The sequence below is a fragment of the Maribacter confluentis genome (genome assembly GCF_030505015.1).
Classification (GTDB): domain Bacteria; phylum Bacteroidota; class Bacteroidia; order Flavobacteriales; family Flavobacteriaceae; genus Maribacter; species Maribacter sedimenticola.
In genome coordinates this window covers 383,500-396,019 of the sequence record NZ_JAUKUC010000001.1, presented here as the reverse complement: position 1 = coordinate 396,019, position 12,520 = coordinate 383,500, and the positions used below count along the sequence as shown (strand labels likewise).

9 protein-coding genes are annotated in these 12,520 nt (G+C 37.0%); 6 read left to right on the top strand and 3 right to left on the bottom strand.

All coding sequences use genetic code 11. The annotated features are described in order from the left end of the window. Nucleotides 1-93: 93 nt before the first annotated feature. The 3 genes from Q2T41_RS01870 to Q2T41_RS01860 all read right to left on the bottom strand — a co-directional run bounded on the left by Q2T41_RS01870 (nucleotide 94) and on the right by Q2T41_RS01860 (nucleotide 5,054). Complete coding sequence (locus Q2T41_RS01870; RefSeq protein ID WP_304434655.1) at nucleotides 94-819, bottom strand: DUF2490 domain-containing protein; 726 nt, start codon at nucleotides 817-819, stop codon at nucleotides 94-96. A 22-nt stretch (nucleotides 820-841) separates the two neighbouring features. Beyond that, nucleotides 842-4,093: a VPS10 domain-containing protein gene (locus tag Q2T41_RS01865; RefSeq protein ID WP_304434653.1), complete on the bottom strand. Its 3,252-nt coding sequence runs from the start codon at nucleotides 4,091-4,093 to the stop codon at nucleotides 842-844. 370 nt (nucleotides 4,094-4,463) lie between these two features. Continuing rightward, a complete protein-coding gene (locus Q2T41_RS01860) occupies nucleotides 4,464-5,054 on the bottom strand; it encodes a methyltransferase domain-containing protein (RefSeq protein ID WP_367186812.1) in 591 nt (196 codons plus the stop codon). A 147-nt stretch (nucleotides 5,055-5,201) separates the two neighbouring features. Between Q2T41_RS01860 and Q2T41_RS01855 the strand changes: the two genes are divergently transcribed. The 6 genes from Q2T41_RS01855 (at nucleotide 5,202) to Q2T41_RS01830 (ending at nucleotide 12,359) form a co-directional block, all read left to right on the top strand. Continuing rightward, nucleotides 5,202-8,429, top strand: a complete 3,228-nt coding sequence (locus Q2T41_RS01855) for a S41 family peptidase (RefSeq protein ID WP_304434651.1) — start codon at nucleotides 5,202-5,204, stop codon at nucleotides 8,427-8,429. A gap of 118 nt (nucleotides 8,430-8,547) precedes the next feature. After that, nucleotides 8,548-9,282, top strand: a complete 735-nt coding sequence (locus Q2T41_RS01850; RefSeq protein WP_304434649.1) for a DUF3667 domain-containing protein — start codon at nucleotides 8,548-8,550, stop codon at nucleotides 9,280-9,282. Between the two features lie 226 nt (nucleotides 9,283-9,508). Beyond that, on the top strand, nucleotides 9,509-9,994 hold the full coding sequence (locus Q2T41_RS01845; RefSeq protein WP_304434647.1) for a hypothetical protein: 486 nt from the start codon (nucleotides 9,509-9,511) through the stop codon (nucleotides 9,992-9,994). Between the two features lie 208 nt (nucleotides 9,995-10,202). Continuing rightward, nucleotides 10,203-10,580 (top strand): hypothetical protein, encoded by a 378-nt coding sequence (locus Q2T41_RS01840; RefSeq protein ID WP_304434645.1) that lies wholly within the window; start codon nucleotides 10,203-10,205, stop codon nucleotides 10,578-10,580. 29 nt (nucleotides 10,581-10,609) lie between these two features. Then, nucleotides 10,610-11,800 carry an alpha/beta hydrolase gene (locus Q2T41_RS01835; RefSeq protein WP_367186811.1) on the top strand — a complete coding sequence of 397 codons (1,191 nt, stop codon included), beginning with the start codon at nucleotides 10,610-10,612 and terminating at the stop codon, nucleotides 11,798-11,800. Between the two features lie 193 nt (nucleotides 11,801-11,993). After that, nucleotides 11,994-12,359 carry a hypothetical protein gene (locus Q2T41_RS01830; RefSeq protein WP_304434642.1) on the top strand — a complete coding sequence of 122 codons (366 nt, stop codon included), beginning with the start codon at nucleotides 11,994-11,996 and terminating at the stop codon, nucleotides 12,357-12,359. Nucleotides 12,360-12,520 lie beyond the last annotated feature (161 nt).

Below are 12,520 nucleotides of genomic sequence, written 5' to 3'. Positions count from 1 at the left end.
AGACCATAAAGTTACATATTAATACCTACAATCTTTGCTCATATACAATCGATTTTAACATGAAAAACGATTGCATTTATATGTGGCTGAAAATTATTCCTTTTTCTTGAACAGACCGCTTAAATCCGTATTATAGAATACCCCAACCTGCAAACGGTCAAAATTAGCCCCGGTAAAATGATTTTTTAGGTATCCAAATTGCATGCTTAAATCTTCAGTAACATTTACCCCAAGTGCCGCATAGGCACGGTTCTGACCAAAAGCATTGTCTTGTAGATTTATGAAAATTTCATCATAGAAATTTAAGAAAAAAATATCGGTTAGGGGCAAGGTCATCTGTATTCTGTACCTGGCCCGGTGCAAGGTATTGCTTACCTTGGTATAATTGTCCTGCACAAAACGCTGTTCCAATCGGTAACGATGTTCAAACTTAAATTCCCATACCTTATTTTTCAAAATAAACTGTTCAAAGATCCTGTGCTCTGATATGGAATTGTTTTCAAAAAATACATCATCACCTAGAATATCAAATGCACTAAAGGTAGGATCCGTTTCTATAAAACCGTATCCTAAAGTAGCTATAGCGTTGTCATTGATATGATAATTTGCACCTGTCCTCAATAACAATTGGTTAAAATTGGTTGCCATTTCATAATATCTAAACTGTGCTTCTGTATGAACACTCCATTTATCTGAAACTTTATTAGTGCCAAAATACATGAACCAACTGCCAAAATCATCTTCACCCGTACCTTCATTTTGGGCATTGACATGTAGTGTAGCAATACATAATGCCATTATAGCTATAATGTTCTTCATTTTTTATACGCTTCTTTATCTATTAATTGATGTTAAATGTTTTGGTTTCTTTAAATGGCGATAGGTCCAAACGTTCCATTGCCGCTTTGTATTTTGCCCAATCATCCGTATAAAAACTATTTGTTTTGTCCAATGCGGTTCCTAATTCCTGTTTGGCAAAATTGATTAATTGGGTTTCTGTAGCGGTCATACCATTTTTGCGGGATCCTACATAGCTTCTTGCGTTTTGAAGCCGTTGCATAACCGTAATTTCCTTATTTCGGGTAATTCCTTGACGCTTATCCACCTTACCCAGGTAAAGGGCTATTACAGAATCTGTTTGTTTGATAATATCTTTGGATGCTTCAATTTGTTCCTTGTATTTCTTCTCGTCCAATTTCTTTAGGTCTTTCTGAAATTGTTCTGCGACTGTTTTACTTTCTACCAATTGCTTAACGGCATCCGTAGCCTTTTGCATATAGGACTCCAAAAGCTTTCCATTGGTATATACTGCATTGATTGCTTCTGGTGAAATTTGTAAACGTGGGTCTGATTTTACGGTAATGGAGGATTCTTCAATTGCATCCCCATACATCATTTTAATAGTATACGTTCCCGGTTTAACGTCTACACCGCCGGATTCCCTTTTCCTGGTCTGAATTTTTCGGGATGGCCTTTCCGGTCCTTTTTCATCCATTCCCCAGTATATTCTATGGAACCCAGGTTTTTCAGGCGTCTTATACTTTAAGGTTCTTAAAAGTCGGTCACCATCATAAAAATCAAACTGTATAGAATCCTTTTTCTGTACCCCGGTTAATTTGGGTTGTTCCGTAGATGAGGTATCCTTGGCCACGTTGCCCTTATCGGCTTTATTTGTGGTGCCTTTTTCCTCCTTATCTTTTTTTGCGTTGCCCTCTTTCTTGCCCGTTTTCAGGTAGTACGTAATCATTGCACCTTGTTTTCTATTTTCACCTTGGTAAAGGGCATCTCCACCAAAACGGCTTCCCGTTGGTTGTTGATAGGCTGCTTGATAAGCGGTAGGAGGATCAAATAGCTCAACGTCCTTGTTCAATATACTTAAATCCGTTGCCAAGGCTCGTAACGGACGTATATCGTCCAACACCCATGCGGCCCTTCCAAATGTACCAATGACCAAATCTTGTTCCCTTGGGTGTATGGCCAGGTCCTTTGTTGATACGGTTGGAAATCCTTCGGTCCATTTTTGCCATTTTTCTCCAGCGTTGAACGATAGGTATAACCCGTCATCCGTTCCCAAGAACATTAGATTAGGATTTTCAGGATCTTCAATAATAGATAAGGTATAACTTTCCACATCATTGGCATCTACTATCCTGGTCCACGTTTTGCCATAATCCTTTGTTCTATATGCATAAGGGGTGTAATTGAACCTTCTATAGTCGTTGGCAATTAAGAGGGCCTCACCCTTATTGCGTGTAGATGCTTTAATTTGGGGAATCCAACTTCCTTTGGGCAGACCTTTTAAATTGGCGGTTACCTCTGTCCAGGTTTCACCACCGTTTTGGGTATAGTGCACACGACCATCATCTGATCCAACCCATAGCATATCCTTTTCTACTGAAGAAGGTTCAATGACCAAAATCGTGGTATGGTTTTCTGCACCTGTTGCATCCATGGAAAGTCCACCACTTTCACTTTGTTTTTGTTTTTCTGGATCATTAGTGGTCAGGTCAGGGGAAATTATTTCCCAGGTCAAACCTTTATCACTACTCTTATGAACAAATTGACTTCCAAAATATACGGTGCTATTATCAAAAGGGTCCTGGCTTATGGCCGAGTTCCAATTAAATCGCAGTTCTGTTTTTGCATCTGGCGGGGTAGGCCTAACAATATAATTGTTACCCGTTTCGTGATCAAAACGTTGTACAAAACCTTGTTGGCTCATGGTATAGCCATATCTGGAATCTTCAGGATCGGGAACCACGTCAAAACCGTCTCCAAAACTGATTTCTTGCCAGTAACTGTTTCTAATGCCCTGTGCCTTCCAAACATAGGCTGGTCCACGCCAAGAACCGTTATCCTGCATTCCGCCATAAACATTGTACGGATAATCGTTGTCCGTGGCTATATGATAAAACTGGGCCACCGGCAAATTGCCGATAAAGCGCCATGTTTTACCTCCATCTTTAGAGATATTGAGTCCGCCATCGTTACCGTCCATCATGAACTGACCATTCTCCGGATGTATCCAAAAAGCATGATGATCTGGATGTATCCCGTTGTCCACTCCATAGGCCGGCATTAATTGTTCAAAGTTCTTACCGCCATCTTGGGATACGTTGACATAGGTAAAGACGGAAAATACCCTGTTTTCGTTTTCCGGGTCTACATAAATTTCGGAATAATAAAAAGGCCTGTTGCCTATATCTCCTTTATCATTGACCTTTTTCCATTTAAATCCGCCATCCTCAGATTTATAGAGCGCATTCTTTTTGGCCTCTACCAAAGCGTAGACCACATTAGGTTTGCCTGCGGCTATGGCCACACCAATTCTTCCTAGATTACCTGCGGGCAACCCATCCTCTTCGGTCAATTTTTTCCAATTCTTACCGCCGTCATGGGTCATATATAGTCCACTGCCGGCACCACCGGAGTTAAAGAACCAAGGCTCACGTTTGTGTTCCCACATTGCCGCAATCAGTTTATTGGGGTTTGTGGGGTCCATGATCATGTCCGCCACACCGGTTTTATTATTTACAAAGAGAACTTTCTCCCAAGTATCGCCACCATCCGTAGTTTTGAAGACACCACGTTCCGGGTGCTCGCCCCAAGGGGAACCAATGGCTCCCACATATACGGTATTAGGATTCATGGGGTCTATTTTTATTCTGTGGATGTGTCTCGTTTTTTCAAGCCCCATGGATTTCCAGGTTTTTCCCCCATCCAAGGATTTAAAGACACCGTACCCTCCATTTAAACTATTTCTAGGATTACCTTCACCGGTCCCTGCCCAGATTACGGAAGGATTATTTTGTTGGATTGCGACCGCACCTATGGACGCCGTGACCTCTTTGTCAAAAATAGGTTCCCATTTTATACCGCCTGAGGTAGATTTCCATAATCCTCCCGAAGCTGTTCCTACATACATAATATCTGGATTGCTGCTAACGACATCAATTGCCGTAACCCGGCCACTCATACCGCCAGGTCCAATATTACGGGGTTTAAGGTCCTGTACGAGGTCCATTTTAAATTCTTGGGCAGGAAGTAAAACAGATGCGAAAAGCATCAAAATGGAGAGTAATTTTCTTGTCATTTGAGCGGTTTGTTAGTTATGTTTCTAAAAATAGCAGAAAAGAAAGGGAAGTATTCTTAAAAGGATGTTAACAGTGAATACTTTTGAAGAATCTATAATCCTTTAACAGTTTTGGTGTTGGTTATTGGTTGATTGTTGCCGATCAACGGTATTCAGTGTGCTGCTGTTCGTATCCGTGCCAGAATCAGCGAGCAATGTTCAGTTTTTTAATAGCAAGGTAAGATGCAATCCATAAGATCAGTGTTCCTAACATCTCGATAACGTAAGATGTGGCAAAGATCCAAACTGTTAATGGAACGCAACCAGAATGACCGAAAAAGGACATGGGACAACGAAAAGCGAGCAGAAGATAACGCACTACAAATTATGGTCACAGAACCTCAAAAATACCGAACAACTCTTTACCTAATCTTGGGGGAATGGAATTATAACAGCGATCAAAAGTGATCGTTTTGAAATAAGGGGTTAAATAACTGATATATAATTCTTTATTTCCTCCAAATGGGCGATTTTCCATGTCCTCTGTCAAGGGAAAATCAAACCAGACACCAACAAGTTTACCATTAGATTTTAAAAGGCTGGCCATATGTTTGGCATAGGCCCTTCTATTTTCATCCGTAGGTACAAAGGAGCAAAAGAACGTCTGTTCCAGGATAAGGTCGAACTGGTCATGGTAATCAAAGAAATCCCCATGATGCACCTGTGATCTAGGAAAACTTTCATTTCGTTCAATAAAAGCTTGTAATGGTAAAATAGAAATATCTAAAATATGTACCTGCCTAAATCCTTGTTGCCATAAATATTCCGCTTCATAGGCATTCCCCGCACCGGGAATCAATATTTTAATTTCTTTGTCGTCTAGCTGGTCTATATAATCTTTTATGGGGGTAGACGGGTATCCAATGTTCCATCCGGTGTGGTGTTCCTTATAGCGCTGTGTCCAATATTGCTCTTCGTTCAAAATCAGGATATTTATTGATTTATAAAATTAAGCAGATTTAAGGGTAATGCCAAGTATGTAGAAAACCGATCCATTGGTCATTCTTCCTTTGTGGCAAACAAATCAATTTCCTACCTTACCCACCAGCTAACCATCAACGAATAACGTATGAGAAAATTTATTTGTGCCATAATTTTACCTTGTTTTACCCTTGCCGGTTTTGCCCAAACCAACCCTAAATGGGCAAGGTATCCATCTATAGCGCCAGATGGTAAAACCATAGCGTTTACCTATAAGGGCAATCTATTCTCCGTTGATGCAGTTGGTGGTCTTGCCAAACAACTAACGTTTCATGCCGCCCATGATTACGCTCCCGTATGGAGTAAGGATGGCAAGCAAATTGCTTTCTCGTCCAATAGGTATGGAAATTTTGATGTTTTTGTAATGAATGCAGATGGTGGTCCCGCAAACCGACTAACGTTTCATAGCAATGATGAAACACCCTTTTGTTTTTCCGCGGAAAATGATAAAGTGTTATTTGGGGCAACCCGGTTAGATGCCGTTGCGCACAGACAATATCCTACCGGCACACAACCGGAACTCTATAGTGTCTCCAAGGAAGGAGGGCGCGTGGAGCAGGTACTGACCGTTCCTGCAGAAGATGTTCAGATAAACAATGAGGGTACAAAAATGGTGTATCATGATAAAAAAGGATATGAAGATGTATTTAGAAAGCATCACGTATCTGCCATTACCAGAGATATTTGGTCGTATATACCTGCAACAGGGGAGCATGTAAAATTAACCGATTTTGCGGGGGAGGACCGTAATCCGGTTTTTGCAAAGGATGGAAAGGCCATATTTTATTTAAGTGAACGCAAAGGGTCGTTCAACGTATTTTCCAAAAGTTTGGATGAAAACCTTCAGCCTACCCAACTAACTAATTTCAAGACACATCCCGTCCGCTCTTTAAGTATAGGAAACAATATATTGGCCTTTGGCTATGATGGTGAAATTTATACTCTTAAGGAGGGTCAAGATCCAAAAAAGGTCAATATCATCATTAGAACACAAGAAGAAAATAACCCTACCGCGTATATTTCCATTAACGGTGGTGTACGTGAAATGGATATAGCGCCCAATGGAAAGGAAATAGCTTTTATAAGCAGGGGGGAAGTCTTTGTTACCTCGGTAGATGGTGCGTTGACCAAACGCATTACCAATACCCCGCAACAGGAAAGATTTGTAAAGTTCATGCCAGATGGCCAAAGTGTGGCCTATGCAAGTGAACGAAATGGCAAGTGGTCCATTTTTAAAACTTCAAAAGCACGATCACAGGAGCCTTATTTTTTTGCTGCAACCGTTTTTAGGGAGGATACACTAGTGAGTTCAAAGGAGGACAATTATTTACCGGAATTCTCCCCGGACAGTACCTATATGGCCTATGTAGAAGGCAGAAGAACCTTAAAAGTGAAGAATCTAAAAACAAAGGAAGAATTTACATTGCTAACCCCTAAGGAGCTTTACCATATGCAAGATGGAGACCAATATTTTAAATGGAGCCCAGATAGTAATTGGCTGCTGGTAAGCTGGGGGGTATCATTAAGTAATTCAGAAGTATTGCTGATTTCCAAAGATGGCAAGCAAAGGAAGAATTTAACGCAAAGTGGCTATTATGATGGTTCGCCAAAATGGGTAGACAAAGGAAACCAGTTGCTATATTTCTCCAATAGGGATGGTCTTAAAAGTTACGCTACAAGCGGTAGGTCAGAATTAGATGTGTACAGTATGTTCCTAAATAAAAATTCATGGGACAAGTTCAACAAATCCAAGGAAGAGTATGATTTGTTAAAACTGATAGAGGATGCGGAAAAGGAAAAAAAGGAAGCGGCTTCCAATGATGATAAGAAGAAAAAGAAAGCGGATAATAAAGAAGAGGTAAAACCCTTGATATTTGATTTGGAAGATGTGGAACAAAGAAAATCCCGTTTAACCATTCACTCTTCTTTATTGGCGGATGCCGTGTTGTCCAAGGATGGCGAAAAATTATACTACCTGACCCGTTTTGAAAAAAATCTTAATCTATGGGAAACCGAAATACGGACCAAGAACACCAAACAATTGGTTGCCTTGGGAGCCAAATCCGGAAGTTTGCAATGGGATACAAAAAAGGAAAATTTGTTTCTTTTAGCGGACGGTAAGATTTCAAAAGTTGATTTAACGGCAAAAAAGACCGAACCGGTAAAACTAAATGCCGAAATGGTTTTGGACGTGGATGCGGAGCGAGAATATATGTTCGGTCACATATGGTTAAGGACAAAGGGAATTTTTTATACCTCTACCTTTCATGGTGTAGATTGGGACTTTATGCGTACCGAATATGAAAAGTATTTGCCGCACATTGGCAATGATTATGAGTTCGCAGAAATGATTTCGGAAATGTTGGGAGAGTTGAATGTAAGCCATGCCGCAGGCCGGTTCACCGATACAATTGAAAACGGTGATAAGACAGCTTCTCTTGGTATTTTTATAGATTATGGTTATTTGGGTAAAGGATTAAGAATTATGGAGGTCATTAAAAATGGACCCTTGGACAAAGCCGGATTTGATATAGAACCGGGAATGATCATTGAAAGGATAAACGGTATTGAAATTGATACGACAGTAGATGCAGCCTATTACTTAAACCGGATAGAAGGGGAATTCACATTGTTAGATATTCTGGGAGACAATAACAAAAGAAAGCAAATTACCGTAAAACCCATTTCCTTGAACGAAGAAAATAAATTGTTGTATAAGCGCTGGGTCAACATCAATGAAAAGGATGTATTGGAAAAGAGTAACGGTACATTGGGCTATGTGCATATTCCCGGTATGAGTGACGGGCCTTATAGAAGCATTTATGAAGAAATGTTGGGTAAGTTTAATGACAAGAAGGGGGTTATTGTAGATACGCGGTTTAATGGAGGTGGAGATTTAGTTGCGGATTTGGCCATGTTCTTTACGGGAGTACCCTTTTTGTCCTATGAAACGGAGACCAGGGTAGTAGGCGGTGAACCTACGTCTAGATGGACCAAGCCTACATTGGCCATGTTCAATGAATCAATGTACAGTGATGGTTCATGCTTTGCAAGTGGATATGTTGATTTAAAAATTGGTAAAACGGTTGGTATGCCGGTACCGGGAACCTGTAGTTGGGCCGGTTGGGAACGTTTGCCCAATGGTGGGCGTTGGGGCGTTGTTCCAATTAGTGCAAAGAACAAAGCAGGTGAGTGGATGGAGAACAACGAGACCAATCCAGATATTTTAATTAAAAACCAACCAGAAATAATTGTAAAGGGTATTGATCAACAATTGGAAAAGTCCATTGAGGTATTGATGAAAGAAGTAGAATAGTTATTTCCAAAATTAAATTTATACGCGCAACAACTTAATATAGTTACTGGTACTGATATTTAGCTGTTGCCATTCATCGTGGAATGCAATTTTTAACTAAAGAAAAAAACACAAATAAATGCAATGTTTAAATTGTAATAATTCGGTCAAGGAAAATTTCTGCCCAAATTGTGGACAAAAAACATCAACACACCGGTTTTCGTTTAGTTATATTTTTGATAATGGAGTATTAAACGGAATTTTTAACGTTAACAAAAGTTTTTTCTTCACTATAAAAGAGCTTTTTACACGACCTGGGCATAGCATCAGAGAATATATTCAAGGAAAAAGAATACGACATATTAATGCTTTTAGTCTATTAATATTACTAATCGCAATTGAATTTTTGCTCGATTTTGGCAATGTAAATAGTAATGAGGCATTACCGGAAATGTTTAAGAATTCTGGGGATTCACTAGATCAAATTTTCGAAACTTATCCGCAACTCACCTATTTAATTGTTATTTGTGTCACAACTATTTCCATTTATCTGTTTTTTAGAAGAAGCAAACTAAATTTTGCTGAACATTTAATAATGAATATCTATTCTTGGTCTGGTTTAATTGTACTGGGATTACCTCTTACCTTATCATTTGCTTTCAATGATGATAAATCGCTGATAAGACCACTAATTAATATATATGCGTTAATTGGTTTTGGTTATGCTTTTTGGTTCTTTTATCAATTTTTTTCAGGATACCGATACAAAAAAATATATTTAGTTTTAAGAGTGTTTTTGGTACTTATAATATCACATATTTTGAGATTTATTACACTTGCTGCTATACTTGAAATTAATATGCTTACGAATTAAAATGCTGACTAAATTCACTCAAACGCTGAATATGGAAATCAGAATGATTGAATAATATGAACGATTAAAAATAACGAATTGGCAACACCGTATAAATTTAATTACTGATTTTTAGCCTACTTGCCAAAGTCCTGGAGCACTTTCTATCTGTGATTTATTTGCTAAATTTAGTACTTAAACCACGCAACTAATAGTATACAAACACGATATAACTAATTTAAATAATATGAAATGGTTGTTGTTCATTCTTACTCTTTTACTTTTTTCATGTGATTTTAATGGTAAAAATGGAATTGAAATATATCAATTAAATTGGAGGTCAATAGACTTTCTTGAAAATAATAGGAAAGGAAATTATTGTGATTTAAAGATTAATCAGGAGGACCTATTTGACAAACCAATTCTAACAGATTCAGATATTGCTCATTTCGATTGGAATTCTCAAGAACTTATTTTAACAGAAAAAGGACGAGTAAAAATTGATTTACTAAAAATTCCATTGGACGGATTAGCGGTTGCCATGATTTTAAATGGAGAGATAATCTATGGTTTCTGGTTTTTGAACTCAGAATCTCCATACGGTTGTGGTGGTGTTTATTCAGAACCAAAACTAGATTTTAAATTAAAGTTTGGGCAAGCGGACGGTTATGATTATGGGAAAGACCCAAGATTTGACTCTAGGATCAAAGAATACCTAAAAACAAGAAACTAGCTAAAACAATGCCTAGAATGAAAAAATGCGGACATTAGGGCTAAATCTAAAGGTCTGTGTATATTTTCTATGTCGCTAAATCTTCCAATTTAGCTTTGAATAAAAAAATAAAACTAAACAATAAGCTTTTGCTGCGTGAGTAGATGGTAATAAAAAGTTTCCTCGCCTCCGCCTACACCTGGACCAAACCTTGTAGCCAATCTTTGAAATGAAGACTGCCGTTAATATATATTATAAACTTTGGAGGAAATATATTCATGAATTATACCAAAAAGATTGGAAGGTAGTTGAAAAATATTGTGCTTATGATGCCTCTATTGATTTTGATTTTATAATTCTTAGAAAAAATAGAATTACAATTAAATTTGGATGGGAATTATGGAATAATGGTGAAATTAAAACAAATAGTAAAGGGTTTGAAATTTTAAATTCTATTCATGATAATCAATTTGAATTTGGTAAGCCAAAAGTATTGAATTTTAAAACAATGTTAATTACTAGGCCAGTTACTATTTTTACAAGATTGAGTGTGAATAAAAGAAAACTAATGGATAACTTTTTCTATTTTACAGAGAATAAAATTTAATATTTAAAATAGAAACACAGGTTGCAACAATGGCTGTAGTTTGGTTTTGCCATCCTTCTAACTTGAAAATATTAACTTTAAGCCAACTCAAATCCATGAAGTTAACATTCATTTTTATCATTTGCGGCTTTGTCAGTACAATAGGTATAGCACAGGAAAATACCTCTCAAATTACTATTGGCCTTAATCATACTATTAAGTCTGCTATATTAAACCAAGATAGGACAATTCAAATTTACACACCAGATAGTTATTCAGATTCAAATCAAGACTATCCTGTTCTATATATTTTAGATGGACAATGGTATTTTTTAAGCGGCGTAGCAATTCAAAAAAGCCTACGAACTCCTGGTGCTATACCAGAAATGATTGTTGTAGGTATCAACAATAGCAATCCATTAAGAAGAACATTGTTCAATGATGAAAGAAAAAAGTTTAGTGAATTCTTAATTAATGAAATAGTACACTACATAGATACTAATTATAGGACAAATAATGAAAGGGTCATTTTTGGCTGGGAAGCTGCCGCTTATTATTTAAGTGAATTAATTTTAACAACAAGTGAATTTAATGGAGCTATTATAACTGACGGTGGTTATGCTTATGAAGATTTAGTGAAAGAGTTTACTTCAAAAGAAGATAAATATCTCTTTATGGCCAACTCCAGAAAAGATATTTATTATATAGGTTCAACAGATGCATTCCATAAAATATTAAAAGAGAACAATCCTAAGAACCTTATTTGGAAATACGATTTGTTTAATGATGAAGTGCATGAATCATTAGCCTATTTAGCGCTATATAAAGGGTTAAAATACTATTATCATAATTACGATTCACCAGTTTTTGAAAGTATTCAACAATTTATAGATTTAGGCGGAATGAATTACCTGACTACTTATTTCAAAGAAAGAGCACGACGTTTTGGGGGTGATGGACAAATAGATAATAGCACAAAAAATGCATTGATTTGGTTAGCATGGAACAGGGATAATTTTGAATATTTTAATTTCTTTATGAATGAATTCAGTGATGTCTTGACGACCAAAAGATATTCTTCAGGCTACTGGCAAAATCGTTTTGGCCAATTTTATTTAAAACACAAAGATTACCAAAATGCGATCAAATATTTTGAAGCAGGTCTTGTCGATTACCCAGATACACAATTTAAGGAAGAAATGCAAAAGGGACTTATTGATGCCAAAAACGGAACAAACTAATTAAAACACATTTTACAACATGGTACATAAATAATAGCGGCTAAGAACGAAAACAAAAACATGAACAATAAAGAAAGGTCAGTGTAAAACGAAAATTAACATATATAACCCATAACTGACGATTATACTAAAGCGTTGGTAAAAATTAGAATTAACTTAATGTGAAAACTTATTTGAGCAGTAAACAATAAAAATGAAACAAATTTTAATCTTAATTTTTGCAATTTGTCTTTTCTCTAATTGTTCAAAAGATGATTCCAATAATGATGTGAACATTCGCTTATATAATGTCACCGATATGGACTTCGAAAATATTATAGTCAATACCACCAACTATGGTAATTTAAAGTCAAACCAAGTTTCTGAATACAAAAACTTTAACAAAGCCTATCGATATGCCTATGTTGAATTGAATATTGGAGAGGAAACGTATACTATACAACCAATTGATTATGTTGGTGAAACACCGCTGACTAATGGTAATTACACCTATCAGCTAGATTTTGTTAGTTATAATGAAGGCTTTCTCGACCTAACTATTATACTGTTAGAGGAATAAAAATTTTTGCGGACAATACCCATAAACAGTATGTGATAAGAAAAGCAAATTGCACACCCTTCAATCTGTAACCAAAAGCAATACCTCAATCCTTCTGGGTATTGCGTTGGATTTGAACCAGGAAGCCATCGTTTAAAAATTTAAAAAAAAATCAGAATGGT

What these genes read in the sequence shown, in the direction of transcription:
- Q2T41_RS01845 (WP_304434647.1), top strand. Translation starts at nt 9,509, where the DNA reads ATGAAATGGTTGTTGTTCATTCTTACTCTTTTACTTTTTTCATGTGAT.
- Q2T41_RS01850 (WP_304434649.1), top strand. Translation starts at nt 8,548, where the DNA reads ATGCAATGTTTAAATTGTAATAATTCGGTCAAGGAAAATTTCTGCCCA.
- Q2T41_RS01830 (WP_304434642.1), top strand. Translation starts at nt 11,994, where the DNA reads ATGAAACAAATTTTAATCTTAATTTTTGCAATTTGTCTTTTCTCTAAT.
- Q2T41_RS01865 (WP_304434653.1), bottom strand. Translation starts at nt 4,093, where the DNA reads ATGACAAGAAAATTACTCTCCATTTTGATGCTTTTCGCATCTGTTTTA.
- Q2T41_RS01855 (WP_304434651.1), top strand. Translation starts at nt 5,202, where the DNA reads ATGAGAAAATTTATTTGTGCCATAATTTTACCTTGTTTTACCCTTGCC.
- Q2T41_RS01840 (WP_304434645.1), top strand. Translation starts at nt 10,203, where the DNA reads ATGAAGACTGCCGTTAATATATATTATAAACTTTGGAGGAAATATATT.
- Q2T41_RS01870 (WP_304434655.1), bottom strand. Translation starts at nt 819, where the DNA reads ATGAAGAACATTATAGCTATAATGGCATTATGTATTGCTACACTACAT.
- Q2T41_RS01835 (WP_367186811.1), top strand. Translation starts at nt 10,610, where the DNA reads ATGGCTGTAGTTTGGTTTTGCCATCCTTCTAACTTGAAAATATTAACT.